Annotated in this window: 16 protein-coding genes and 1 pseudogene; 6 read left to right on the top strand and 11 right to left on the bottom strand. The window is 75.0% G+C overall.

Annotated elements, in window-relative coordinates; genetic code table 11:
- Window positions 1-23 precede the first annotated feature (23 nt).
- The 5 genes from EES43_RS00475 to EES43_RS00495 all read right to left on the bottom strand — a co-directional run bounded on the left by EES43_RS00475 (window position 24) and on the right by EES43_RS00495 (window position 12,766).
- Window positions 24-1,952: a hypothetical protein gene (locus EES43_RS00475; RefSeq protein ID WP_124266777.1), complete on the bottom strand. Its 1,929-nt coding sequence runs from the start codon at window positions 1,950-1,952 to the stop codon at window positions 24-26.
- Window positions 1,949-5,725: a DUF5682 family protein gene (locus tag EES43_RS00480; RefSeq protein ID WP_124266778.1), complete on the bottom strand. Its 3,777-nt coding sequence runs from the start codon at window positions 5,723-5,725 to the stop codon at window positions 1,949-1,951. The genes EES43_RS00475 and EES43_RS00480 overlap by 4 nt, the downstream gene beginning before the upstream one ends.
- A complete protein-coding gene (locus EES43_RS00485) occupies window positions 5,722-6,882 on the bottom strand; it encodes an ATP-binding protein (protein WP_124266779.1) in 1,161 nt (386 codons plus the stop codon). The genes EES43_RS00480 and EES43_RS00485 overlap by 4 nt, the downstream gene beginning before the upstream one ends.
- Window positions 6,883-7,013: 131 nt before the next feature.
- Window positions 7,014-11,903: a DNA-binding protein gene (locus EES43_RS00490; protein WP_206429972.1), complete on the bottom strand. Its 4,890-nt coding sequence runs from the start codon at window positions 11,901-11,903 to the stop codon at window positions 7,014-7,016.
- A complete protein-coding gene (locus EES43_RS00495) occupies window positions 11,900-12,766 on the bottom strand; it encodes a DUF4132 domain-containing protein (protein WP_124266780.1) in 867 nt (288 codons plus the stop codon). The genes EES43_RS00490 and EES43_RS00495 overlap by 4 nt, the downstream gene beginning before the upstream one ends.
- A 229-nt stretch (window positions 12,767-12,995) precedes the next feature.
- On the opposite strand from EES43_RS00495, the gene EES43_RS00500 reads away from it, so the two are divergent.
- Window positions 12,996-13,316, top strand: a complete 321-nt coding sequence (locus EES43_RS00500) for a DUF6191 domain-containing protein (protein ID WP_124266781.1) — start codon at window positions 12,996-12,998, stop codon at window positions 13,314-13,316.
- Window positions 13,317-13,424: 108 nt separating this feature from the next.
- Here EES43_RS00500 and EES43_RS00505 read toward each other — a convergent pair whose 3' ends face one another.
- On the bottom strand, window positions 13,425-14,549 hold the full coding sequence (locus tag EES43_RS00505; protein WP_241192302.1) for a diaminopropionate ammonia-lyase: 1,125 nt from the start codon (window positions 14,547-14,549) through the stop codon (window positions 13,425-13,427).
- A 253-nt stretch (window positions 14,550-14,802) separates the two neighbouring features.
- On the opposite strand from EES43_RS00505, the gene EES43_RS00510 reads away from it, so the two are divergent.
- Complete coding sequence (locus EES43_RS00510; protein WP_124266783.1) at window positions 14,803-15,876, top strand: PP2C family protein-serine/threonine phosphatase; 1,074 nt, start codon at window positions 14,803-14,805, stop codon at window positions 15,874-15,876.
- Here EES43_RS00510 and EES43_RS00515 read toward each other — a convergent pair whose 3' ends face one another.
- The 5 genes from EES43_RS00515 to EES43_RS00535 form a co-directional block, all read right to left on the bottom strand.
- Entirely contained in the window at window positions 15,877-17,073 is a 1,197-nt protein-coding gene (locus EES43_RS00515; protein WP_124266784.1) for a glycosyltransferase family 4 protein, read from the bottom strand.
- A gap of 75 nt (window positions 17,074-17,148) precedes the next feature.
- Entirely contained in the window at window positions 17,149-18,084 is a 936-nt protein-coding gene (locus tag EES43_RS00520) for an NAD-dependent epimerase/dehydratase family protein (RefSeq protein ID WP_124266785.1), read from the bottom strand.
- Window positions 18,085-18,111: 27 nt separating this feature from the next.
- Window positions 18,112-19,374, bottom strand: a complete 1,263-nt coding sequence (locus tag EES43_RS00525; RefSeq protein ID WP_346774347.1) for a nucleotide sugar dehydrogenase — start codon at window positions 19,372-19,374, stop codon at window positions 18,112-18,114.
- A gap of 330 nt (window positions 19,375-19,704) precedes the next feature.
- Window positions 19,705-21,177 (bottom strand): N,N-dimethylformamidase beta subunit family domain-containing protein, encoded by a 1,473-nt coding sequence (locus tag EES43_RS00530; protein WP_124266787.1) that lies wholly within the window; start codon window positions 21,175-21,177, stop codon window positions 19,705-19,707.
- The gene (locus tag EES43_RS00535) at window positions 21,174-22,313 is read right to left on the bottom strand and encodes a glycosyltransferase family 4 protein (RefSeq protein WP_124266788.1); all 1,140 of its coding nucleotides are present in this window, start codon (window positions 22,311-22,313) and stop codon (window positions 21,174-21,176) included. Before EES43_RS00535 ends, EES43_RS00530 begins: the two co-directional genes overlap by 4 nt.
- Before the next feature lie 954 nt (window positions 22,314-23,267).
- Between EES43_RS00535 and EES43_RS30425 the strand changes: the two genes are divergently transcribed.
- The 4 genes and pseudogenes from EES43_RS30425 to EES43_RS30430 all read left to right on the top strand — a co-directional run.
- Complete coding sequence (locus EES43_RS30425; RefSeq protein WP_164493085.1) at window positions 23,268-24,239, top strand: aKG-HExxH-type peptide beta-hydroxylase; 972 nt, start codon at window positions 23,268-23,270, stop codon at window positions 24,237-24,239.
- Entirely contained in the window at window positions 24,236-25,429 is a 1,194-nt protein-coding gene (locus EES43_RS00540) for a YcaO-like family protein (protein WP_164493086.1), read from the top strand. Before EES43_RS30425 ends, EES43_RS00540 begins: the two co-directional genes overlap by 4 nt.
- 195 nt (window positions 25,430-25,624) lie before the next feature.
- Complete coding sequence (locus EES43_RS00545) at window positions 25,625-26,380, top strand: class I SAM-dependent DNA methyltransferase (protein WP_124266789.1); 756 nt, start codon at window positions 25,625-25,627, stop codon at window positions 26,378-26,380.
- Between the two features lie 69 nt (window positions 26,381-26,449).
- Window positions 26,450-26,859, top strand: a pseudogene (locus EES43_RS30430) (cytochrome P450); the annotation flags it as partial.

Raw genomic sequence — 26,859 nt, forward strand, 5'->3', positions numbered from 1 at the left:
GGCGTCGGCGCCCTCCGTCTGCTTCAGGCGTCGGCTCCGTCCGTCTGCCAGGTGGCCCTGACCAGCGCACGTTCCGTGCTGCTCAGGTACACGGCCGTGGCCAGCCAGGCGCGGGCGTAGCGGTCCGGATCCGCCTCGCCGACACGGCCGAACACGTCCCGGTCACGTCGGTCCGCCTCCGCCGTGAGGCCGGTCGCCAGGTCGGCCGCCGTACGGAATCCGCCACGTCGCAGGGCTGCCCCGACGCCGTGCCGGTCACCGTCGCGCGCGGGCTCGGCGACGGCCCTGCGGCCTCCGGAGACCGCGACCTCGACCAGGCGTCGCAGCCGCCACAGCGGCGCCTCGGCGAGCGGATCGGTGCGCACGTCCTCGGGGCCCGAAACCGGCGGGAGTTCGTCCGGGGGCGGGAAGTGTGCGCCTTGGAGGCGGTCGTAGCCCAGGTCGGCACGGCCCTGCCACTCGGGCGGGAGGCGCAGGGTGGCCTCACCGTCCGGTGCCGGGCCGACGGCGAGGGGCACCAGAGTGGCCGCCCGGTCGGGGTCGAGCCGGCCGATCACGCGCAGCCGCAGGCCCGGACGTCGGGCGAGCTGACGGAAGTTGGCCGCATGGGCGAGGTCGGGATGCGTGCTCGCCGGGGCCAGCCGCATCAGCGGACCCTCCGTGTCGCCGCGTCCGGGGATCGACGCGCGAGCGAGCACGTGCTCCCCCGACACTCCGACGAGGACCAGGTCGCAGCCGACCGGTCGGCGGGCCCTCCGGTCCGCCTCCTGCGGATCCCGCTCCGGGGCGCCGCTCAGCCGCTCCTCGACGGCTTCGGCCGGCGGCCGGGCGAACAGGGCTGCCAGCGGGCCGTCCGTCCAGGCCAGCCCCGGTGCCGGGGTGGCTCGTACGCCCCGGCCGGAACCGAGCCGGCCGTCCGGGGAGAGCGTCGCCCCGGAGACGAGCATGCCGCCCCGGGAGAGCTGGGCGTGGCTCAGGCTGCCCGCGCCGAGGGCGACGGTCGCCGTGGCGGCTCCGCGCGCGCGGGCCACACCTCCGGGCTTCACGTCGGCGACGGAGAACCAGCGGCCGTCGTCCGCGACGACGTGCGTCACGACACCGCCGTATCCGGTCGCGGTCACCACCGGCTCCCGGCACACCCCGTGCACCCGCAGGCTGCCGCCCGGCCGGTAGGTCCGCCGGGCTGTGCCGACGAGAGCCGGGTCCGGGTCACCGGCGGACAGGAGGCAGGTGGTGAGCAGGAGTTCGCGCACGTCGGCCACCAGGTCGGCGAGCCGGTGGCCGCCGTCGCGGGTCCGCGCGCCGCGCAGGCCGCGCACGACCCGCAGGGCGGTGGCTTCGGCCCGGTGCAGGCCGGCCAGTCGCGCCGAGTGCGCGGCGCGCAGCAGTTCCGCCTGCGGCACCGCACCCGCGGCGGGCACTCCGGCGGCGAGCACGGCCGCGGTGGCCGACCAGAGCGCCGCTGCCGCGGCCACCTGGGCGGGTAGGGGAACGGCGGGCGTCTCCGCCTGATCACTGGAGGCCGCCGAAGGTCCTTCCGCCGCGGGGACGCCCGGCGGGCCGGAGCGCGCGCCGGTGCCGGACGGCGGACCGTCGCCGGTGCCGGACGGCGGACCGTCGCCGGTGCGGTGGAGGTCCGGCTCCTCGGCCTTGGGCTCGGCGTCGGCCACCGGGCAGGCGCCCAGCACGGCTGTGCGGTGCAGGCAGCGCGGGGCCAGCAGGCAGCCGCACACGGCCTGCCCGGCCTCGGTGACCGTGCCCGAGGGACCGGGTGCGAGGGTCACCTCGGCGTCCTCGCCGCACCGGACGCGCAGGACGGGGCCGTCGGCCGTGACCGGCAGGGCCGCGTGCGAGGCGATCGCGGCGTCCAGCTTCTTGCGCAGCCTGGTGGTCAGGCTCTCGACGGCCCCGGCGACCACGTCGGGTGCCACCGGGGGCAGTTCGGCGCTCATCGGTTCTCTCCACGGAGGCGGTCGCCCACCCAGCGGGCGAGGGCGAGGGGGCTGAGGGCGGCCACGGGCATTCCGGCCGATACGAGCTGCTGGGCGATCGGCACCGAGTAGCGGGGCGTTCCGGTGTCGTCCAGTGCGGCGCAGCCCATCAGATGCACTCCCGAACTCACCAGGGCCCGCACCTCGCCGAGCATTCCGCCGAGCGGGCAGCCCTCCTCGAAGTCGCTCACGACCACCACGATCGTCCGGCTGGGCACGGTCACCAGGGAGCGGGCGTGCGCCAGGCCGGCCGCGATGTGGGTGCCTCCGCCGACCCGTACCTCCAGAAGCAGCGACAGCGGGTCGTCCACCCGGTCGGAGAGATCGATCACGTCGGTCGAGAAGGCCAGGAAGTGGGTGGACAGGGTGGGCACGCCGCCGAGGACGGCGGCGGTCAGCGCGGACCAGACGACGGACGCCTCCATCGATCCGGACACGTCGACCACGAGGATGAGCCGCCAGTCCGCCTCCTTGCGCGACCGGGTGCTGAACACCGGCCGTTCGGGGACGACCACGGTCCGGCCGTCGTCCAGGCGCCGGGTGTGCTCCAGATTGGCGCGCAGGGTGCGGGGCAGGTCGAGCCGGCCGCCGGGGCGGCGGGTGGGGCGCGGCGTGTCCAGGCCCGTCAGGGCCGGGCGCAGGCGGGTGGCGAGCTCGCGGGCCAGCTCGTCGACCAGTCGGCGTACCAGAGGGCGCAGCTTGGCCAGTTGGCGCTCGGGCATCCCTCCGGCGAGGGAGAGGACGGACGTCAGCAACTCCACGGAGGGCCGCACGGCAGCGGGGTCCAGCTCCGCCAGGACGTCGGTGCGTCCCTGGTCGGCGGCGCGGGACAGCACCTCCTCGCGGACCTCGGCCCCGAACAGCGCTTCCAGTTCCTCCGACCACTCGCGGGCCGTGGGGAAGGACGCCCCCCGCCCGCCGCCCTGTCCCCGGCCGTCGTCGAGCTCTGAGGAGCCCTCGCCGCGTCCGGAGCCGTACAACTCGTCCAGGGCCTGGGCGTAGCGGCATGCTCCGGCGGAGAGTCGGTCGCTCTCCCGCCCCAGGAGGAGACGCCAGCGGTCGGCGGGATCGAGGCGGACTGCGGTGGGCCGCGGCGTGGTCGGATTGCCGGGAACCGCTGCGGCTCCGGCCGGTGCCCCGTCCGTCGACCGTCGCGCGCCGTCCTGTTCGCCGGGAGCGGAAGCCTTCGGTACGGAAGCTGTCGAACGCCTTCCGGGGCCGGGCGCGCCGGGCCCGCGTCCGGCGAGGTCTTCGCCGGGCGCGGCGGTCCCCGTACCGGCGTCCAACTCCCCTGCCCGCGCCCCTGCGGTCGCTATCGCCAGGGCGTCCGCCCCGCCCGGCAGTAGGGCCTCCACGGCCCGCAGCCCCGCCAGGTCCGCCGACGCCCACAGGGCGAGCAGGGCGGGCGAGGCGGTGAGCGAGAGGTCGGGCCGGTCGCCGAGACGTTCGGTCACGGTCGTCAGCAGGCGGTCGCGGCCGGCCGGGCTGAGGGTGTCGAAGCCGCCGCGCAGCGCGGGCAGCCGGTCGAGGAATCCGCGGTCGGTGAGCGTGTCGATCCGGTCGAGCAGGGGGTCGAGCGCGGCGGGCGCGGACTGCAGCAGCGGGGCCGCGCCGCTGAGCAGACCGGTGAGCCGCCGCGCCAGGTCGTGGCGGCGTTCGGGGCCGGTGGCGGTGTCGATCCAGCCCGCTGCCCGTGCTCCCAGGGTGTCGGGGTGGTCCAGGTCCAGGAGGACCCGGGCGGCCAGGGCGGCTCCCTGGACGAGCGGCGATCCGGTGCGGGCGAGCGCGCCGAGGGCGTCCTCCATGCGCAGTCCGAGCCGGTGTTCACCGGCCCGCGTGGACAGCTCGACCAGCGCGACGGCGTCCTCCGGCCGGTCGCTGCCCGCCAGACCGGGCAGGGCGCGGACCGCCGCGTCGAGCAGGGCGACGGCCAGCTCCGCGGCCTGTCGCCTGCTGTCCGGCTCGGCACCGGGCAGATGGCCGCGGCCCAGTGCCTCCAGCAGGTCCAGTGCCTCCAGGAGTTCGGGGAGGGTTGCGGCTGCCGGGAGCACGGCGGAGGCGTCGGCCAGCCGCTCGGTCACCAGCGCGGTGAGGTCGCAGCGGGCGGCGGCGCGCAGCCCGGAGAGGACGAGTTCACAGGTGGGTCCTCCGTCCGCCGACTCCCGGCGGAACGTCTCGCGCAGCGTGCCCTCGGCTGCCAGCGCGGCGGTGACTCCGCGTATCCCGGCCAGGTCGAGCCGGACGGGGACGGCCGGCGTCCACGACAATCGCCACCGGGTGGTGAGGGCCGTCCCGTCACCTGTACCCGCCACCGCGACGGACTCGCCGTAACCCGCGCCGCACACGGCGAGCCGTTGGAGCAGGATCTCGCGCCGGCCGTCCAGTTCGGAGCGGAGGGGGTCGAGGCGGACCTCCCGCGCCGCCGGGTCGTCGGGGCCGGGCAGGCGCAGCGCGGCGAGTTCGGCCTCCGCGGACGGCCCGAGTCCCGACCGCGGTGTGCCCGGCGCGGTGCGCCCGCGAGCGGTGCCGACGAACACCACTTCGAGCGAACGGGCGAGGGCCCGGCCCCGGCCGAGCGGTTCGCCCTGGCCCATCACCGTCGTCAGCGCCTCCAGGACTTCGCCGCGTCCGGGGGCCGCGAGTCCGCGCAGCCGCGCCAGGTCGCACGCCATCCGCAGCGTCTCCCCCGCCTCGCCCGTACCGGCGGTGTGCCCTGCGGCACGCAGCTCCCGGCAGACGTCGGTGATCGCCCGGGCCGCGGCGGCGTGCAGGAGCTCCGGGTCGCCACCGGACGCGAACACGGCCTGCTGCCAGCGTGGATCGCGGATGCCGGCCGGGTAGCCGGAGCGCGAGTCCAGCAGATCGAAGGCGTACGGGACGAGCGAGGTGACGACGGGCGGGCGGTCGCCGGTCAGCGCATCCCGCTCGGCCGCCGGAACGGCGTCCGCCGGGCGCGGGCGCCCGCCCGCGCCGGGCTCGTCCCCGCCGGGCCGCTCCCCGCCGGGCTCGTCCCCGCCGGCGGCCAGCGCCGGGGCGTGGAAGGCGCCCACGACGGCGGCCACCCTGCGCCCGCCCGCTCCCGCACGCGCGATGGTCTGCCGCATGTGCCGCTCGCGGGCCAGGTCCACGGCGGGCACGCCGCCGGCCGACTCCGCGTCGCGGCGCAGTGCCCATCCCACGCCGAGAGCGGCCCGGCGAACCGCTTCGGGAGTGCAGCCGGGCGCCAGCACTTCCACGCACCGGTCCCAGAGGTCGTCCCCCGCACGGCCGGTGCCGGCGGCGGAGAGCGCGCCGGCGAACGTGGTGGAGGGCGCCCGCGGCGCGTCCGCGACAACGGTGCGGGTGTCCCCGGCCGGGGTGGGCCCGTCGGTGCTCCACGCCGGATCGGACATCGGCAGATCGCAGCACAGGACCTCCACGCCGCGCTCCCGGGCCCAGCGCACTGCCGCCAGCTCGGGCGAGAAGTCGGCGAACGGGTAGAAGCCCAGGCCCCCACCCGCCCGCGTTCCCGCCAGGGCGACGGGCGCGAGGGTGTCCGGGTGGGCCAGGTGCGGCAGCCAGGACTGGAAGTCGGCGGGCAGTTCCACGCACACGGCCCGGGCGCCGGAGGCGTCGAGCAGCGCGGGGACGGCTGCCGCCAGGGCGGGGCTGTGGTGCCGTACGCCCAGCAGGTACGGCTCCGTGGACTCGGCGAGCGAGGTGAGAACCGCGCGGGGTTCCTGAACGGCCGTCACCGGAGGTTCTCCCGCAGGTCCCAGAGGCGGCGCCAGAGGGCGGAGCCGTCCTCGGCGCGGCGGCGCACCGGGCCGTCCCAGTAGCCGAGGAGACGGGCGTGGTCGGCCGGGTCGTCCTTGCGGACGACACCGAGCAGATGGCCGGGCACGAGATCCAGGACGTCCCCGCCGGGAAGGTAGGCCGCGGCCACCCCGATGGAGGCGACGACCTGCACGGCCTCGGCGGTCGACATCACCGTGCCCGGGCGCTCCACGTCCCAGCCCTCCGCCGAGCGGCCCTGGCGCAGGTCGCGGAAGACGGTGACCAGGACGTCGAGCACCGCCTCGTCGACGCCGAAGGCCGCGCCGGTCCGCTCGACGGCGGCGGTGGCCTGCCGTCGGACCAGGGTGGTCTCGGCGTCGGCGTCGGCGATGGGGTGCACCGTCTCGAAGTTGAAGCGGCGCTTGAGGGCGGCCGACATCTCCGAGACCCCCCGGTCGCGCAGGTTGGCGGTGGCGACGACGGTGAAGCCGGGGGCGGCGGCCACCTGGGCGTGCGGTGTGCCGGACAGCTCGGGCACGCTGACACGGCGGTCGGACAGGATCGAGACCAGGGCGTCCTGCACCTCGGGAAGGCAGCGGGTGATCTCCTCGATCCGTGCGACCCGCCCCGAGCGCATGGCGCCGAGCACCGGCGAGTCGACCAGCGCCTGCGGGGTCGGTCCCTGGGCGAGCAGGAGCGCGTAGTTCCAGCCGTAGCGGAAGGCGTCCTCGGTGGTGCCGGCGGTGCCCTGGACCGTGAGCGCGCTGGTGCCGCAGACGGCGGCCGAGAGCAGTTCGGAGAGCATCGACTTGGCGGTGCCGGGCTCTCCGACGAGAAGGAGCCCGCGCTCGCCCGCGAGGGTGACCACACACCGTTCCACCAGGGCGCGTTCGCCGACGAACTTGGGGGCGATCACCAGCCGGTCCGGCAGGTTCTCCTGGGGCCGGAGCGGCTTCAGCGTCTCGCCGCCGCTGCCGCAGACGAAGGTGACGACGGAGCGCGGCGTGAGACGCCAGCCCGGCGGCCGGGGCCCGTCGTCGTGGGCGGCGAGAAAGGCGAGTTCGGTGCCGTGGCGTTCCTCGGCGGTGAGTGTCTGCCGGGCCGGGGAGTGGGTGGCCGTGTCGGTCGGGGTCATGGAAATCCTTGCCAGATGGGCCGATGGGGCAGTGGGGCCATGGGTCTGTGAGATGTGGGATATGAGATGTGGTCGGGCGGGGCCGGGCGCCGATCGTGGTCGGCGCCCGGCCCGCCCTCGGCAGCCGCCCGTCAGCGGCGGCGGCCTCTGCGTACCGTCAGCTCCTCGAAGCGGGGTGCGTCGCCGTCGACGGCCCGCTGCCAGGCCCTGCGGTAGAGCTCGGCGGCCGGTTCGGTCGGCACGACCGCGCCGAACGGCGCGTGGTCGTCGGTCAGCAGGTCGCCGAAGAGCGGCAGCTTCCACCGCTCCAGCGGAACGCCCGGCGTCCTGAGCTCGCACCATCCGCCGGGAAGGAAGAGGGAGCGTCCGGCCCTGGTCCGACCTGCCTCGACGACCAGGTCGGTCGCGGTCAGTTCGGCCCGGGCCGCCTTGACCCGGCCCGGCTTCCAGCCCGTCCAGCGGGCCGTCAGACGGTCGGTCGGGTCGGGCATGGCGAGCAGCATCAGATAGAGCGTTGCCGCGTCCTCACCCAGGCCGTGTTCCGTGGCGGCCTCGGAGACCAGATCGGGCACGGAACGGGACGGGTCCTGCGGCCACCAGACGCCGTCCTTGTCCCGTTCACCGGCGAGCGGGTCGCCGGGGTCCGCGAGGAGGGCGGCGAAGCGCGGGTCGCGGGCGATCCGCAACGCCAGCTCCGCCGCGAACGGCTGCTGGTCCTCCAGGCGCAGCGCCGGCAGGTAGGGGTCGTGCCCGGCCGCGTCCAGGAGGGCTACGCGGACCCCGGGCGCGGGCTGGTCGTCGTGCGTGGCCAGGATGACGGCGCCGTAGCGCTCGAAGCCCGCGCCGACTTCGGTCGGGGCGCCCGCGGCCTTGCGGAAGGCGGAGAGCCTGATGTAGCGGCCGAGGTCGAGCACCAGCCCGGGGTGGGCCAGCCGGTCGCGGACGGCGTCGAGCGCCGCGGGCAGGGCGGCCCGGACCGGGTCGCCCGCCGGTACCCGGTGGGCGAGCCATCCGAGGAGACCGATCGCGCCGGCCAGCGTATCCGCCGTGAACCCGACCTGGTCCTCCCCGACCGGGCGGACCCGGTCGCCCTTGACCGCCCACTCCAGGTCGCGGGTGAGCCGTGGTTCACCGGCCGGGTGGAGAAGCGCCGGCAGCGCCTCGCGTACCTCCCACGAGGAGGACTTGACGGCTCGTACCGCCTCGGCGAGCAGTTCCTCGGGGACGGCCGTACGCCTGCCCACCCGGCGGTTCCACACCTCCGCGGCGGCGGTCGCGTCCGGCCCCCGCGTCCACAGCGTCACGGGGTCGGCGGGCAGCAGAGCGGCCACCACCTCGGTGCGGACGCCGCTGTCCAGTGCGCGCAGTTCGTCCTTGGCGACGGCGGCGCGGACGGCCTTCACCCCGATGGCGCCGCGGGCCTCCGTCGACAGGAACGTCCTCTCGTACGTGTCGATCCCCGGGAGACCGGCCACGTTCAGTCTGGCCATCGTCTCGGTGACGCCGGTGAGCCGGGCGAACTCCTCGGCCGCCTCGGGGAACCAGGGCGCGGGCCCCCGTGTGCTCAGCTCGGCCAGGAAGTCGCCCATGCCTCCCTTCCGCCCGTCCTCGCCCAGGGGGGCCGAATCGCGGAGGATGTAGGGCTCGGGAACCTCGAACCGCCCGGCGGGGTCGTGGAAGAGGCCGGTGAAGAGGCAGCCGCCGACGCCGGGCGCGTCGTGCCGCACGACGGCGACGAAGGCGCCGCCGCCCAGGGGCAGCAGTCCCGTCCAGTCGCCGTCCCGCCAGTCGCCCGGCAGGTGGCGGGCGTCCAGGTGGAGCCGGACCCTGCGCCACCGGTCCCCGGCGTCGAACAGCCCGAGGGCTTCGAACTCGGTGAGCAGTGTGTGCAGCACTTCGCGGTGCTCGGCGGAGGTGGTGACGGCCGCCGCCCGGTGGACCAGTGCGGTGCGGCAGCCCAGCAGGGCGTCGAGCGTCGGCTGTCCGGACGGCAGTGCGGGGCGGCCGATGTGGAGGGTGCCGGGGCCGTCCGGGGCCGGGGCCTCGTCGCGTCCGACGGCCCGGGAGATCGCCCGCAGCGACCGGAAGACGGTGTCGGCGTCGGACCGGTGGCCCCACCAGTGGCCGCCTCCCTGGCCGAGGCCGTTCATGGCGTCCAGCAGTTCGGAGTCGGGCGGTCCGGCCGGGCCCTCCTCCGCCGCGCCGCCGTCGAGCGCCAGGGTCAGGCGGTCGGCCGCCACGTCCAGCACGGCCTGCTGGCCCGCGGCGTGGCGCACGACTCCGGCGATGCCCGCCACCAGCGACACGTCGGTGACGGGGAGGAGCGAGCGGATCGCGTCGGGCAGCGCCTCCGTGCCGTCCTGGGCGGCCGACCGCAGCAGGGCCGCGGCGGTGTCCCGGTCGATCCGGCGCAGCGCCTCGGAGCCTTCCGGGTCGCGAGAGGTCAGGAACTGCCAGTACTGCACGGGCGGCAGCAGGAGCGAGCCCTCGCCGAACACGCCGGGAGTCCGGTCCGTCCGGGCCACCGAGGTGACGACGCCTTCCGCGTCGTACAGGTCGAGCTGCCAGCCGTTGCGGACCACCGCGCGGGGCCGCTCGTCGCCCGGGAACCGTACGATCGCGGACGGGATGCCCACGCCCGCGGGCAGCGTGACGGTGTTGCCCGCGAGGTCCTGGGAGCGCGAGGAGCCGTCGGGCAGGCTCACCACGCGCAGGCCGATCAGGCCGTCCACGGGTGCGCAGACCGGTCCGGCGCCGGCCGGAGCGGGTCGGAGCCAGCCTCCGTGGAAGGTGCTGCCGTCCGGGCAGTCGCGCAGCGCGTCGGCGAAGAAGGAGGGCGGGCCCATCCGGCCGCGCTCGCCTGATGCCGGGTCGTACTCGTACCAGCCGTAGCCCGTGCTGTCCTCGCTCTCCGTGTTCCAGACCCAGTACGAGCGGCCGTCGGTGACCAGCGGACGCTCGTCGGGCAGCGTGGTGTCCCCGGTGTGCAGCACGCCGCCGCCGGTGGCCCGTCCGCCGCCGGGCAGCGGAAGCGTGATCACCATGGCGCCCTGGTACCAGTCCATCTGCGTGCCCCGGGTGCCGCGGGGGCCCTCCAGGCCCTGCGGGCGGTCGGGGTGCCGGTGCCAGTAGCCCCGGCGCTCACCGTTGCGGCTGTTCCAGTAGACGAGGAGTTCACCGTCCACGTGGTGGAAGCCCGGATCGCCCCACGCCTCGTCGGTGGGAATCCGCAGGTCGTGGGTGAGGACGGCCCCTTCGGCTCCGATGACGCGGGCCTGGGTTCCGCCGGCGACGATGAGGTGGGGCCAGGCGTCGGCGACGATCAGGTCCTGGACGTCGGACTTGGGGACGAGCGTCGCGGCGCCGTCCTCCCAGGCCGGCCAGCCGAGTTCGTCGAGGAGTCCGGCCCGCAGGGTCCGGGCCAGGACGGGTGCCAGGTCCGTTCCGACGGCTGCCCTCACCTCCTCCTCGGCCAGGGCCAGCGCCTCGGCGGGGAGCCACTTGAGCCGGGTCAGGGCGTCCGGCAGCTGAGGCAGGCCCACGGCGGTGAACCGGCGTACGACCGTGCTCACCCAGCCGGCCAGCATCGTGCGTCCGCCGGGCGACGCCGCGAGCAGCCGGATGGCCCGCCGGCCGGACTCGTCGTCCCCGAACCGGTCGGCGCCGTGGTGGAAGGCGGGGAGGAAGCGGGCGTCGGCGGCGAGGGCGAGCAGGTCGCGCTGCCCGTCGCCCTGCGCCCACTGCGAGAGGAGCAGACCCTGGTCACGGACGGGGGCCGCCACCGGGATGTCCAGGGACAGCAGGAGATCGATCAGGTCGACGTCGTGCACGACCTTCAGCTCCTCGCCGGACGAGGCGAGTTCGGCGCGCAGCCGATCGGCAGCGCGCTCCACCAGGGGATACAGCTCGGGCATGCGGGTGGAGCCGCTCCACGACCGCGCCTGCTCGCGGAAGGCCAGGAAGCGGTCCAGCCAGCCCTTCGTACCGTCCTTCGGCTGCTCCTCGGCGGGCAGCGAGCCGTCGCTCAGCGCGCCCGTGGCGCCCGAGCGCTCCAGGACGTCCAGCCACAGCCCTGGCATCTCCTCCTCGTGGCAGGACGGAATCAGGTCCAGCAGCTGCCCCCGCACCCGCCGTTCGCGCCCGGCCAGGCCGACGAGCGCCGCGCGATGGCCCTTCCACCATCCCGCCGCGGCACGCAGCGTGGCCGGGAGTCCCAACAGCTCCGCGAGGTAGTCCTGTTCGGCACGGTCGGCGTCCTGGCCCGCGGCGCGCGCCAGCTTGCGCAGGTCGTTCGCCATCTGCGCGGACGGCGGCAGGCCGCCCGCCGTCCGACGCAGGCACAGCCGGGTGAAGCGCAGCAGCGCCTCCCGGGCCGGTACCCGTCCGGCCAGCTCTTTGGCGTAGGCCGAGAGGACCTTCACCGGCAGAGCGCCGGCCAGGGCGAACTCCAGGAAGACGGCGTCCAGCCGTTCCTCGTCCACCGCGAGACCGTGTTCCGCCTCCGACTTGCGGGCGCGGGTGAAGAGCTGCGCCGCGTACGTCGCGTTCTCCTCCGCGATGAAGGTCCGTCCGGCCTGCTCGTAGAACGTCGGCAGGAAGTGCGGCACCGAGGCGGCGAGCCGCGCTCCGATCTCGAGACAGGCGTCCATGGCCGCCTTGGGGCGGGACTTCGTCTGCCGGGCGACCCGTTCCAGGTCGGGCACGACGCCGAGGGCGTGGTGCCCGTCGGCGGGGTGGTGCACGAGCACCCATTCGGGGAAGCCGAGCGACTGGCGCGGGCCGAGGCCCACGACCGCCGGCTCCGCGTCCGGCTCCAGGCCGAGGAATCCGGCGGCCAGATCCTCCGCGGCGCCCAGCTCCCCGGCGACCAGCCGCACGACGACCCGGTCGTCCAGGCCCGGATGGCGGTAGGCCCGCGCGGTCAGCGGAACCGCCGACTCCCCCGCGCCCTCCGCGTCCGGCGGCAATACTCCGCCCGCGCTCAGCAGCTCCTCGTACGACACCTGCGTCCCCCCGTTCATGCTTTCCCGCCCTCCTCGATCACGCGTCCCGCGAACAGCGCCGCGGCCATCCGCATCCCCTCCGACCAGGCGACGGGCCCGACGTCGCGCAGAGCCAGCGCGCGCCCGTCCTGGTCACGCCAGGACAGAGCGCCGGTCTCCACCTCGTCCTCCCAGTACGGTTCGCCGATCCACACGGAGGCCTCGACGGTCCGCCCGCCGTCGCGCACCCGCGAGGTGGCGTAGCCGCCCGAGACCTTGTGCCCGAGCGAACCGGCCCGCGCGGCCAGGGCGAACCGGGACCGGAAGGCTCCGCCGGCGAACTCCTTCACCTCCGTGGCCTTCGGGTCGAGGCCGGACGGCCGATGCCATGTGGCGCGGTGGATCTGCTCGACCCCCTGCGTGATGCCCAGCTCCGCCGCGAACTCCCGCACGTCGTCGAGGTCGGGCAGCAGGACCGGGTGCGGCAGCGTGACCGTGCGGGCCGAGAAGCGGACCGTCTCGCCGTCGAGGTTGACCACGCGCAGCTCGCCGGACCCGGTCGCGCCCCGCAGGAAACCCACCTCGTCCGGGTCGTCGCCCACCACCGCCAGATCGCGCAGGGCCGACTGCCACGCCTCGTCCGGCCAGACGCGGGCCAACAGGCCCGTGGGCACCGGCAGTGACGACACCATCCAGCCGTCTATCTGCGCTGTGCACTGCGCCGCGTGCCGGTCCAGCCATTCGGCGAACCGCCGCAGGCGGTCGACCTCCGGATGGTCCTTGAGAGCGCGCGGCAGCGACTTCAGCTGTCGCCCCGCCGCTCGGCCCGAGGTGGCGCGTACGGCCACCCGCCCTTGCACAAGGGCGACTTCATACCCGTCACCCGCCGAAAGCCAACCCACAGCCCCCGCCCTCCCGCATCGCGTCCACCAGAAGAAAGCACAGCTCGGCCGGGGAACACACCGGCCTCGGTGCGACTATGTGCGGAACGCTAGCGGCGGCCACTGACAATCGGCCGGGCACTCCCCCGGATCGGCCCCCGGGCGGTGGGACCGCGACCCGCGCCGGCGGTACGAGTACTCCGCCGACCGAACCGCTGCGCCGACGGGGCACGGCCCCGATACTGGCGGCATGCACCTCGTCTTCTTCATGACTCTGCCGGGGCTGGTCGTCGTCCTGACGCTGGTGGCCTTCACCGATCAACTGCTCCTGCGCGCGGGCCGGGCCGGGGTACTGCCGTGGCGGAACAGCGCACGCCAGGGCCAGATATCGGCGACCGGCTTCGAGCAGCTGCACGCGAGTCTTTCGCCGGGCAAGCAGCACGAGTTGAAGGAGCGGCAGTCGGCCCTGGTCATGCCGGACGACGAGGACGACGGGGCGCCGCCGAACAGGACCACGGTGGATCTGGACGGCGGAACCGCGGTCGTCCGGATCCACCGCGCCGCCCCGTGAGGCTCCCGCCGGAGCAGAACGCACTGCCGGGAGCGGGCCAGGGCCGGCGGAGGCGAGGCGGAGGCGGATGTGCGGGCACGGGACAGCCGGATGGCCCGTGCCCGGCGTTCACCGGTCGGCAGCGGCTTCCGCGTACGGGTTCGCCGCCGGCCCCTCTGTACTCAGCAGCACGACCACCGACCGGTCGCCGAGCCCCAGGGCCCTGCGGCGTTCCTCGCCGCCCGCACACGTGAGCGCCGTGCGGACCCCGGCGAGCGCCGCCGCCCCGCAGGGCCCCGAGGGCACGCCGAGTGTCGCGAGACGGTTCGCCGCGCGGGCGCTCTCCGCGTCGCTGACGGCGACGGCGGCGTCCAGTCCGCCGTGGAGGGAGGGCCAGGCGAGACTGGAGGGCGTTCCGCAGTTCAGTCCGGCCATGCTGGTCCCGCCGGTGGTGACGGTGACGGGCTTCCCGGCGGCGAGGCTTTCCAGGACGCAGGCCGCGCTGTCCGGCTCCACCGACAGGAGTGCCGGCGAGGAGTCGGTGGCACTACCGCGGTAGTGGGTGACGACGGCCTGGGCCAGTGAGCCCACGCCCACGGGTACGGCGACGAGATCGGGGCCCGCGATCCCCTCGGCCGTCAACTGCTCGTCGATCTCGGCGCAGAGCGTCGTATAGCCCTCGACGATCCAGGCCGGGACCTGCTCGTAACCCGGCCAGGCGGTGTCCTGGACCAGGACCGTGTCCGGCGCGGTCGCCGCCCGGGCCGCGCGCCGTACGGCCTCGTCGTACGGGCCCGGCACCTCGGTGACGCGTGCCTGTTCGGCCACGATGGCCTCCACGGCCCGCGGATGCACGCCCTCCGGGACGAGGACGTGGGCGTGCTGTCCGCGCAGGCGTGCCGCGCGGGCCAGCGCCCGGCCGTGGTTGCCGTCGGTGGCCGTCACCAGGGTGACGGGACCGGTCTCCTGACCGCTCCGGGCGCGTTCGGCGAGGACGCGGTGCACGGCCCAGAACGCCCCCAGGGCCTTGAACGCCGGAAGGCCGAGGCGGGAGGACTCGTCCTTGACGAAGACGCGGCCGACCCCCAGCTCGGCCGCCAGGAACGGGAGTTCGGTCAGTGGAGTGGGCGCGTAGCCGGGCAGGGCGGCGTGGAAGGCCCGTACGTCGCGGGGAACCGGGGCACAGGTCCAGGCGCGTACTCCGGTCCGCGCCCACCACAGGGGCGTACGAGGGGAAGCGGTCGTCGCAGTCACCCGGCCAGGGTCGTCCACCGCGCGGCGAGACGTCCAGCCGGTGGGCCGTCCAGCCGGTGGGCACATGTCGCCGCGTGTTCTCCGGCGGGACCGGCCGACCCGGGGCGCGCCCCCGTACGGCGTCGAAGGGCGGCGCGGGCGGCCAACACGGTGACACCGTGTCACGTGTCGCTCGGCGCGTCCGAGGAGTCGGCGGGTGAAGGGTGGCACACTGCCGGGGATGATCACCGTCGCCTCATCCGGAAGCTGAGCCATGGACCGGCTGACCGACCGATGGGCCTACGCCCGCTGGGCTCCCCCCGTGATCATCGTCGCCGCGGTCGTGCTCGACGTCGCGACGCCGCACACGTACACCGGAGTGCCGCTGGTCGCCGCCGCGTGCGTGATGGCCGGCGCGATGCTGCGGTTCAAGGCCGCCTTCGCGGTCGGGGTGTTCGCCCTCACGATCACGTTCCTGCTGTCCTGGTCCTCCCTGCGCCTGACCAGCGCCCTCGGCTGGGCGGAGATCGTCAACGTCGTGATCGCCATCTTCATCGGCCTGGACATGAACCTCGTACTGGAACGGCACCGGCGCCGCCTGGCCAGCATCCGTACGGTGTCCGAGGCCATGCAGCGCGCCGTCCTGCCGACGCCGCCGGAGCGTATCGGCGTCCTCCGGGTGGCCGCCCGCTACGAGGCGGCCGACGCCGAGGCCAGGATCGGCGGCGACGCCTACGCCATCCAGGACACGCCGTACGGTGTGCGCGTCCTGATCGGCGACGTGCGCGGCAAGGGCATCAGCGCCGTCTCGACGACCTCCACTTTGATCGGGGCCTTCCGCGAGGCCGCGCACTACGCCCCCGACATCAGTACGCTCTCGGTGCGGCTGGAGGACGCGCTCGGCCGCGACAACGCCCAGCACCCGGACGAGATCCCCGGCGAGGAGTTCACGACCGCCCTGATCGCCGAGATCGACCGGGACGGCCGGACGCTGCGCATCATCAACCGCGGCCACCCCGAGCCGTATCTGCTGCGGGACGGGTGCGTCACTCCGCTGGCCACCACGCCCGATCTGCCCCTGGGCATGGGCGAACTCACCGGGCGGCGCAGCGATCCGGACGTGTTCTGCCTGGCCTCGGACGATGTCCTGCTGCTCGTCACCGACGGCGTCACCGAGGCGCGCAACGCGGACGGGGACTTCTACGATCCGTCCAGGAGCCTCCAGCTGCCGCCGGCGCGTCCGCTGGCGCCCGCGGTGGTGCTCGACGAGCTGACCGCGTCCATCCACCACTGGACGGACGGGCCCCGCGACGACGACATGGCCACGCTCGCGATCGGCACCGGCTGATCACCGAGCACGCACGCCGGGCGGTCGTCCCGGCGCGGCGGCGCCTGCCGTGTCGAGCCCCGCGAGCACCACGCCGACCCGGTGGCTCCAGGTGTGGCGGTCGAGGAACTGCCGTCGGGCCGCGTCGCCGAGCGAACGCCTGAGGGCCGGGTCGGCGACGAGACGGCTCAGGGCGTCCGCCCAGGCGTCCGGATCGTCGGGCGGGCGCAGGAGGCAGTTGGCCCCGTCCCGCAGGACCTCGCGCAGGACGGGCAGATCGGAGGCGATGATGGCGCGCCCATGCGCCATGTACTCGAAGATCTTCATCGGGGACGCCCAGCGCCCCGTTTCGCAGTGCCCGCCGGCGGTGTAGACCTTCGCCCGGTACGGAGCGAGGACGACGTCGAACAGCGGATAGTACGCGTTCACCGCGCCCGGCGGCCGGTGGCCGTGGAAGTACGCGTTCGCGGGGCCGCCCCGCTCCCGCCACCGGGCGAGATCCTCGGGGGCCCCGCCGACCAGGTGGACATCGCAGTCGGGGAGGCGGCCGGCCAGCGCCAGGACGAGATCGATGCCGCGTCCTTCGTAGAGGTGCCCGACGTATCCGACGCGCGGTGCGCCCGGCCGCCCCGGCATCGGCGGCGGGTCCGCCGGGCAGGTGGAGGCGCGGGCGTCCTCGGCGGCCTCCGGGGCGACGACGATCGGCAGCGCGCCGAGGTGACCGTAGGCGCGCCGGTAGTCGCGCCCGAGCGCATGGGTGATGACGACGACGCGGGCCGGCGGAGTGTCGCGGAGCAGGCGGTGTTCGATGCGCAGGGTGTTCGGGTCGTCCCGCAGGCGGTGGGTCTCGTAGACGAGCGGCGCCACCCCGGCGGCTGCCGCGAGGGCATACAGGTCATGACCGTAGATCAGGTCCGGTGCGGGGTCGCGTGTCAGCAGGAAGCGGACGCGTTCGGCCCGGACGCGGTAGCCGTCGGGTGTGTAGTCGGGGCTCGGGACCGTGCGTACGGCGAAGCGGTGGCGCACCCCGTAGTAGGCGTGCGGGTCGTCGACGGTGTACGTGCCCGGCGCCGTGTAGAGCGTGACCTCGTGTCCGGCCGCGGCGAACGCGTCGCACATGCGCATCGCGTGGACGCTGTTGGCGTAGAGCGAGGGGACGCTGCCGGGGTGCAGATAGGCGATGCGCAGGCCCGCGCGGGCGCGGCGGGGTACGGTCACGTCCGGCTCCGATCGCTTGGGGGGCGGGTGCTCCGGCAGCGGCCGGAGCGGAGGGCGGCTCGCGCGGCGGGTGCGCTACCGGGGCTGCGCACGGAACCACTCGACGGTCCGTTCCAGTCCCTCGCGCAGCGGGACGGGTTCCACAGCGGGGAAGAGGCTTCGCAGCCGGGAGTTCTCGGCGTGCGAGTGGCGTACGTCGCCCGGCCGGGGCGGGAGGTGGCGGGGTTCGAGCGGAGTGCCCAGCACCGCTTCCAGTTCCGTGATCAGTTCTCGGAGCGAGGTGCGCGTTCCGTAGGCGAGGTTCACCGGGTCGGCGGAGACGACCTTGCGCAGGACCGCTTCGGTGAGGACGCGGCAGACGGTCTCCACGTAGGTGAAGTCCCGGCTCTGGAGGCCGTCCCCGTGGACGAGGACCTGCTGACCGCTCGTCACGGCGTCGATCCAGGCGGGCACGACCGCCGCGTAGGCGTGTCCCGCGGGTTGCCGGGGGCCGTAGACGTTGAAGAAGCGGAACGGCAGGACCGGCAGCCCGTAGCAGTGGTGGTGGGCGGCCAGGTAGGACTCGGCGGCCAGTTTGCCCGCGGCGTAGGGGCTGAGGGGGGCGGGGCGGAGCTCCTCGTGTTTGGGGAGGTGCGGGTTGGCTCCGTAGACGGAGGACGAGGAGGCGGCGATCACGTGTGCGCCGCCCGCGCGCCGGGCGGCCTCCAGGACCATGAGCGTTCCGGTGGCGTTCGCGTGGTGGCTGGTGAGCGGGTCGGCCACCGAGCGGGGGACCGAGGGCAGGGCGGCGAGGTGGACGATCGCGTCCGCGCCCCGGAACGCCCGGTCCAGGAGCGGGCCGTCCAGGACGCTGCCCTCGACGAACTGCACGCCGGCTCCGGCGAGGTTGTCCTTGGAGCCGGTGGAGAGGTCGTCGACGACCCGGATGTCGGACACCTCGCCGCGCTGGGCGAGGGCGTGTGCGAGGTTGCTGCCGATGAAGCCGGCGCCTCCGGTGATGACGATCTTCACGCTCTTCACTCCTGGTCTCTCTCGCGGTCAGAGGACGTCGATGTTGTCGCCGCCGAGCCGTCGGCGGCAGTCCAGAACATAGGCGGAACGTTCGGCGATGAGGCCGTAGTCGAAGGCGTCGTGGTCGGCGAGCAGGACCACCGCGTCGGCGGCCGACAGCTCCCGCTCCCCGGCCGTCACCCGTAGGACGCCGTCCAGCACCCCGGAGGCCGGTGGCACCGACCGGGCGACGTGCGGGTCCGCGGCGCTGACGTCCGCGCCCAGGGCGAGCAGGAGTTCGGCGATGCGGGCGGCGGGCGTCTCGCGGGCGTCGCTGGTGTTGGCCTTGTAGGCGAGGCCCAGCAGCAGGACGCGCGCGCCCTTCACCTTCCTGCCGCGCCGGCGCAGCCCGTCGGTGAGCCGCCGCACCACGTAGTCCGGCATGCGGCCGTTGACGTCGTTGGCGAGTTCGACGAAGCGGAAGGTGCGGCCCGCCGTGCGCTCGGCCCACCAGGACAGGTAGGAGGGGTCGATCGGCAGGCAGTGTCCGCCGACCCCCGGTCCGGGGAGGAAGCGGAGGAAGCCGTGGGGTTTGGTCGCCGCCGCGTCGATCGCCTCCCACACGTCGACGTCCAGGTCGTGGGCGAAGGTGGCGAGTTCGTTGACCAGGGCGATGTTCACGTGGCGGAAGGTGTTCTCCAGCAGCTTGGCCATCTCGGCGGTCCGGCAGCTGCTGACCTGGACGGTCGTGTCCACGATGGACCCGTAGAAGTCCGTGACGCGCTCCAGCGAGGCGGCGTTCACCCCGGAGACCACCTTGGGCGTGTTGTCCAGTCGCCAGCGGGTGTTGCCGGGGTCGATGCGTTCGGGGCTGTATCCGAGATGGAAGTCGCGGCCGGCGACGAGTCCGGACGCCTCCTCCAGGAGGGGCGCGACCAGTTCCTCGGTCGTTCCGGGGTACGTCGTCGACTCCAGGACGACGGTGGCTCCGGCCCGGAGGTGTCCGCCGAGCATGCGGGCCGATTCGACGATGTGCGACAGGTCGGGCAGTCCGTCCCTGAGCGGTGTGGGCACGGTGATGACGGCGATGTCGAAGCCTTCGCAGTCGGCCGGGTCGCGGCCGGCCCGGTACGCGCCGGAGGCCAGCAGCGGGAGGAGCCGCGCCGATGAGACGTCCTCGACGTAGGAGTCGCCGGTGATCAGGCGGCTGACCCGTTCCTTGTCCACGTCGTGGCCGACGACCTGGTATCCGCTCGCGGCGGCCCGTACGGCCAGGGACAGTCCGACGTAGCCCTGTCCGACGACGACCACGCGGCCGGGGACCGGGCGGGCCTGCGGGTCGGGCGTCGCGGTGCCGCGCGGCACCGCCCCGTCCGGGGCGGCCGGGTTCACCTCGCCTCCCCGCATCCGTGCCGTCGTGGGCCGGCCGCCCCGGGCGCCGGTCCGTTCGGGGCGTGGAGGCGTGCGGTGCGGGTCCTGCCGCGCGTGGTCGCCGCGCGAGCGCTGCGACCGGCCGTGCCGGGCCGTACGGGCATGAGTGGTCCCCTCCGGGCGGGTTCCCGCCCTGTGCGAGTGGGCGCAGGACGCTCGCCCTGCGTGAAACCGGTGTGCGCGGTGCGGAACGGCCGCGGGCGGCGGACGTCAGGTGAGCAGGGTGATCACGTTGCGGGTGATGGTCCGCACGCGGGGGTCCAGACGCAGGAGGCGCGGCCAGTCGGTGGTGGCGGCGTTGAAGACGGTGCCGCCGCGGGTGTAGAGCCCGAAGGTGGCGGCCCGCCCCGGATCGTCGTTCTCGCGTGCGGCGGTGTGCCACCCCGATCCGGGAGCCGCGGGGAGGTCCGCGACGCCCAGGATGGTGAAGTCCTCGGGGGTTCCGTCCTCGCCCGTCGCCACCGCCCGGCCGTGCGCATCGCGCCGGTGCGCCGCTCCGTCGCATTCGTAGCCCACGAGGTGGTGCTCGGCGCCCAGGACGTCGCCGTCGCGCAGGCCGGTGCCCGCGAAGACCGGGTGTCCGGTGTGCTGGACGGTGAAGCCCAGCCGCTCGCGGAGTCCGTCCCAGTGTCCGCCGCCGTTGCGGTAGCTGACGCCGATGAGCCGGTTCTCCGGCTCCTCCTCCCACCAGTGGTCGGGGGCGCCCCGCATCCGGTCGGTGTCGGCTCCCTGGGGCACTCCGGGCGGGTACTTGGCACAGCTGACGGCGGTGCCCGTCGCGTCGGGCGTCACGCGCCACCAGCAGGTGTTGGCCCCGAAGATCGCGATGTTGCCGCCCCGGTCGCGGAAGGAGGAGGTGTGCCGGCGGACCCGCCCGCTCCAGTACTCGTCGTGCCCCGCGGACAGCAGCAGCCGGTAGGGGTGGGCGAGTTCGGGGTTCTCGTCGAGGTCGAGGTCGGTGCAGTAGTCGGCGGTGAATCCCGCCGCCTCCAGCCACGCGATGAACGGCGCGTCCCAGTGGGCGAAGGTCTGGCGGGGCGTTGCCGGGTCGTGCGCGTCGGGCCTGCCCTTCACCGGGCCGCCGATCCCGCCGCCGGGACGCCGCAGGGTGACGGTGCGACGGTCCTCGGTCCCGGGGAGAGCGCCGTACAGGCTGGCTCCGCCGCTCCGGTTGTAGGCGTGGTAGGTGAAGAGCGGCACCTTGTACAGGATGCGGGCCCGGTGGCCGGGTTCACGGGCCGTCACCACGAACAGCAGCCGCGAGTGGCGGGCGTCCAGGGCGGCTGCGTCGACGGGCCGCCGGGCGTCGCGGAACCGGGCGTCCGGGCCTGCCTCGTCGGGGCTCGTGATGTCCGGGCTCGTGGTGTCGGGGCTCGTGATGTCCGGGCTCTCGGCGTCCGGGCCGAGCACGGCGATGTAGACGCCCGAGGGCCAGTCCGCGGGGATCGCGACGTCGTGGACGGGCCAGTTCCAGTCCGCGTCGTGGCTGCCCGGCTCCGCGTACGCACCCCGTCCTCGCGTACGTCCCATGAGGCGCGGGCGCGGGCCGCAGCGGTAGAAGTCGGCCCGGAAGCGTTCGGCACGCGTCGAGACGTGGAGCCGCAGGACCTCCCCGGCCCGCACGCTCGGCCGCCCGGGGTAGCCGTCCACCACCGGCCGGGGCAGGGCCTTCCCGTCCGTCATGCCGCGGGCTCCGGGCGGACGGTCTCCACGGCGCCGAGGCCGGCGAGGACGACGTCGGCCCGCCGTCGCCAGGTGTAGCGCTCCAGGACCTGCCGCCGCCCCTCGGCGCCGAGCCCCCGGCGCAGGGCCGGGTCGGCGGCCAGTTCGTTCAGCGCTCCCGCCCAGGCGTCCGCGTCCTCGGGCGGGCGGAGGAGGCAGTTGACCCGGTCCTGGAGGACTTCCCGCAGAACCGGCAGATCGGAGGCGATCATGGGGCATCCGTGGGACATGTACTCGAACACCTTCATGGGCGAGGCCCAGCGCCCCGTCTCCCCCAGCCTCCCCCACGTGTACACCTTGCGCTCGTAAGGGGCGAGGACGACGTCGAAGCGGGCGTAGTAACCGGACAGTTCGGACGGCGGCCGGTGGCCGTGGAAGTGCGCGTGCGGGGAACGGCACACCTGCTGCCAGCGGGTGCGGTCCTCGTCCGTGCCGCCGACCAGATGGAAGTCGAGCGCCGGAAACCGTTCCGCCAGTTCCAGGACGAGGCCGATGCCGCGCCCGTCGTAGAGGTGACCGACGTAGCCGACGCGCAGGGCGTCCGGGCGGCCCGGCAGCGGCAGGGGGTCGGCCGGGGCGGGGCCGGGCGGGTCCGCGCAGTCCGGCGCGACCACGATGGGCAGCGGGCCCAGGGCCGCGTACTTGTCCCGTACGTCGCGTGCGAGGGCGTGGGTGATCGCGACGACGCGGACCAGCCGGGGCGCGGCGAGAAGCGCTTCCTCGGTCCCGGCCGGGGACAGGTCCTCGCGCAGTTGGTGGATCTCGTACACGAGGGGCGCGAGGTCGGCGAGGGCGGACAGGGCGTAGGGGTCGCGGCCGTAGACGAGGTCAGGGGCCGGGCCGTCCGCCACCAGCGCCCGGACGGCCTCGGCGCGCTTCCGGTAGCCGGAGGGCGTGTAGTCGGGGCAGGCGACGAGGCGGATCGGGAAGCGGTGGCGCACGCCGTAGTAGGCGTACGGCTCCTCGTCCGTGCCGGGGATGGAGTACAGGGTCACCTGGTGCCCGGCGGCGGCGAACGCGTCGCACATCCGCATGACGTGGACGCCGTTGGCGAAGGGGGAGGGGATGCCGCCCCCGTGCAGGTACGCGATGCGCATGCGGCCTAGCCCCGTGCGGCCGTTGCGGCGGGCGCGGTCCGGCGCTCGGCGCACCGGGGGCGGTGAGGCGTGGTGTGCGTCGGATCCACGGGCGACTCCTCAGGACGGCGCGACGACGGGCGGTGCCGGTCCGGTGACGCGGCAGCGGTCCGGCCGCCCGGAGGGGCGGAGCGCGCGGTGAGACGGGGCGAGGCGGTAGGGCGGGGCGGATCGGGTCGGCGGCGGAGCACCCCGCCGGAGCGGTGTTTCGCCTGGCCTGCGCCGGGACGGGGCAGATGACGAAGCATCATGCTGCGTGGTGCCGGGCTTTTCCAAGAGTGGTCTTTCGGCCGTTTCGACAGTCCTGTTTGCGCCGCTCTCCGCCGCACGGGGCCCGGCTCGTGGCACCGGTGCGCGACCACCGGCGCACCCCTCCGGCGTCGACGGGGCAGGCCCTCCCGGCACCTTCCGGACAGAAAAGTGTCCGAGACGGAACCGATGACACAGCGGGACATGATGTGCCCCGGCGCGTCCTCCCGAACCGGCGGCGGGCGGTCCACGGGGCACGGTGGACCGGACCGGCGGACCGGAACCCGCAGGCCACGGAGCGCGCGGCGCCGGCCGCCGACCGCTCGGAGCGCCGGACGGCGACACGGATGCCGCGGCACGCCCACCGCCCGGACGGGCCGCCGCGCGTACGTCGCGGGGAACGGGCCCTACCTTGTGCTCGGTTCCGGCCCGTGCCTACCGTGGCTGCGCCGTGACTCCCCGTCAACGTCGGAGGAGGCGGTCATCGAAGGGAGATCGATATGAACGAGGAGATCGAGCAGATTCCCGAGGAAGAACTTCCCGAACTGGCGCTGATGGTCGACATTCCCAGCTGACGCCGCGCGCCCGGGGCGGCGGACCTCACCGGTCCGCCGCCCGCCCGCTCACTGCTCCCCCGCTCCTACGTCAGCACGGAGGTCACGCACGGTGCGAGTGGAACCGGACGCGCGCGAGGGCGCCGAGGAGCGCAGCGCACTGGCGCTCATGGCGCGCACAGCTCTCGAACGGGTAGGTCTGGAAGTCTCCCCGCGGGAGGCCGCGCACCCCGCGGTGGTCGAGGCGGCGCACATCGCCCAGTACGTGCTGCGGACCGGGCCGCCCGTGCCCGAACGTCTCACCCGGCTCACCGGCATGCTCGACCGCGCCCGCTCGGACGGAACGGGCACCCGTCCGTCGGCACTTCCGTGGCCGACCGGACTCGCCGCACCGGGACCGCATCTGGAGCGCAGTGTCGCCCGCGCGCTGAAGTCCGTACCGGATCGAGGAGCCGGGGCCGGCGCACCGCGCGGCTCCTCGGTGGCCGGGTGGCGCGCACCCGAGGAGGAGGCCGCCCGCAGCGCGGTCGCCCTGCTGGAGTCGGCCTGGCCGGGCGTGGCGGGCGAGTTGAGCACCGTGCTCGTGCAGATCGCCCTGCTGGACGGGCCGGGCATCGACGGCTTCACGGACTTCACCGTCCACGGCGCCGTCTTCGTGCGGCGCGACCGTCTCGCTCCGGACGCCGACGGGCTGCCGGGTTCCGTCCGGTTCGCCGAAGCGCTCGTCCACGAGGGCGCCCACACGCGGTGCAACGCCGCGTCCGTGGCGGACCGGCCCTTCCTGCGGCCCCTGGAGGAGAGCGGCCCGATGGTCGCCACGCCTCTCCGGCTCGATCCCAGGCCGCTCACCGGACTCTTCCAGCAGATGGTGGTCCTGGCACGCAGCGTCCTGCTGTACCGGAGGCTGCTCGCCCGGGAAGCGGGCGGCGTCGGAGCGGCCCCGGCCGTGCGGGCGCGCCACGACCGGCTCGCCCACTCGGCCGCGGAGGCGGTCCGGACCATGACGCTCCACCGCGACACGCTCACCGAGCACGGGGCGGCGATGCTGGAGGACGCCGCCGAGGCGGCGCGGGTGCGGGTGTGACGGCCGCGTCCGCCTGGGCGCCCCAGGTCTTCGCCCCGTACGCCTCCTGGCCCCGGGTCGTCCTCGCCCGCGTGGCGGCGCGCTCGCCGCAGTTCGACGCCGTCTGCGCCGCGGGGGGCCGTCCGGTGATCGTGGGCAGCGCGGCCGGGCACGACTCGGAACGCGTCGCGGCGAGCGCTCGCGGCGAACTCCTCGAACGCGTCGGCAACGTGCTCGCGGGCCGCGCCGCGGAGTCCGACGCGGCAGTGGTCGCCTCCCACCGGGAGCTGCGCCGCAAGGGGATTCCCGCGGTCGACCCCGCCGAACTCGCGCCGGACGGCGGGGCGGCGGCGCTCGACGACGCCCGCGAGGCCCGCAGGCTGTGGGTGCGCGGGCGCTTCCTGCGCTCCGGGGCGGATGTGCACGTGCCCGCCGGGGCGGTCTTCCTGCACCACCGGGCTCCGTCCGGATGCGATCCCGGTCCGGGCGCGGGCTCCACCGGCCTGGCCGCCCATCCCGATCCGGAGGCGGCCACGCGGCACGCCGCCTGGGAGGTTCTGGAGCGCGACCTCGTCCGCAGGAGCTGGTACGGCCTGCTTCCGGGCCCGCGCGTGATGGCCTCGGCGAGGTTGCCGGAGCCACTGGCCGAACTCCTGGACGGCAACGCGATCTCGGCCACCGCGCTCGATCTGCCCGCGCCCGCCGGATCGCGCTGCGTCGCGGTGGCCCTGCACGCGGCCGACGGAACGCGGCAGACGTTCGGAGCCCGCTGCGGCCCGGAGGCGGAGGGCGTGGCCCCGCTGGCCGAGAAGGCCGCCTACGAGGCGCTGATGGTGCGCTGGAGCATGAAGACGGCGGTGGCGGAGCAGACGTGGGCGCGCTGGCGGGGCGAGAGTCCACCGGGCTCCGCCGTCGAACACGCGCTGTGGGCCTTTCACCGGCAGGACAGCCTCCGGCTGTGGACGGCACGCGCCCCGCGGAGCCGCGGCCGGCGCGAAACGGCTCCCGCCGGTCGGCACCGGGACGGGACGGCCGTGCTCGCCGAGCACACCGGCCGGGACCCGGTCGTCGTGGACACCACCTGCGGACCGGCGAACGACCTGGGGTCGACCGTCGTACGGATCGTGGCTCCGGGAGCCCGTGCCCTGCCGACCGGTCCGGACACGGAACGCGGCCTTCCGATCGCGCCGGGCCCTCATCCCTTCGGATGACCCGCCCACCTCATCCCGCCCGTCCTCACCCGGCCCGAGCCCGATCCCGACCCGTCCGCCCGCCCGTCCGTTCACCTGCTCGTCCGTTCGTCCGCTCATCTGCCCACCACCACCGCCGCCAGTCAGCCACCACATCCGCGTCGACCGCCGCTCGGTACGGCGACCGGACCGACCCGCAGGCCGAGGAGCCCCGGCATGACCACCTACCACGAGCGACCGGCCGTCCCGGCGGGCCGGTACTCCGACGACCACGCGGCCGACTACGACCGGTGGTTCGGAAAGCCGGGCATCACCGCGGCGACCGTGGACACCCTCGCGCTCCTCGCCGGCGAGGGCCGGGTGCTCGAACTCGGTGTCGGCACCGGCAGGATCGCGCTGCCCCTGGCCCGGCGCGGCTTCGAGGTCCACGGCGTCGAGGCGTCGCAGGCGATGGCGGCCAGGCTCCGGGCGAAACCCGGCGGGGAGGGCGTCCGGATCACTCTGGGCGACTTCGCCGAGGTGCCCGTCGAGGGCGTGTTCTCCCTCATCCTGGTCGTGGGCGGCACACTGTTCGAGCTCCCCTCCCACGAGGACCTTCAGCGGTGCCTGACCGCCGCGGCGGAGCACCTCGAACCGGAGGGCGTCCTCGTTCTCGACGCCCATGTGCCCGAGGCGCTGGCCGTCGCCGCCGCGTCGGGGGTGCCCGAGGTGGTCTCCGAGTCCGACGACCATCTGATCCTCTGCCACCGCAGGATCGACCCGTCCACCGCCACCTACCACTCCCACTACCTCGTCCACGAGGCGGACCGCACCCACCACCTGCGCGTCCGGTTCCACTACGCGTCACCGGGCGAGCTGGACCTGATGGCCGAACGGGCGGGGCTCCGGCTGCGTACGCGCCTGGGGTCCTGGGCCGGGGGGCCGTTCACCCGTGGCAGCGCCTACCACGTCTCCGTCTACGAACGCCGCTGAGACCTCCCCTGCCGTACGCGGTCGTCGACGCCCGGCGTCCGCACCGCCGAGAACCCTCCCGGAGCAGTCGTGACAGACATCGACGCAGATGGCCCGGTCCCCACCGCGGACTTTCCCTTCCCGCACCACGACGGGCTGGGTCCGCTGCCGGAGCTGGCGGCCCTGCGCCGCGACGCCCCGTGCGCCCGGATCGTCCTGCCCAGCGGCGACCCGGCATGGCTGGTCACCCGCTACGCCGATGTGCGCACCGTGCTGGCCGATCCGCGCTTCAGCCGTAGGCGCGCCACCCGGGGCGCGGGGCCCCGTATGGCGCGTGTCCCGACCCTGCGGGACTCGATCCTGGCGGCGGACCCGCCCGAACACAGCCGGCTGCGCAAACTGGTCGCCCCGGCCTTCACCGCCCGGCGCGCCGAGGCCATGCGGTCCGGTGTGGCCCGGCTCGTGGACGAGCTGCTGGACCGGCTCGCCGCGCACGAGCG

The sequence above is a fragment of the Streptomyces sp. ADI96-02 genome (genome assembly GCF_003846185.1).
Classification (GTDB): domain Bacteria; phylum Actinomycetota; class Actinomycetes; order Streptomycetales; family Streptomycetaceae; genus Streptomyces.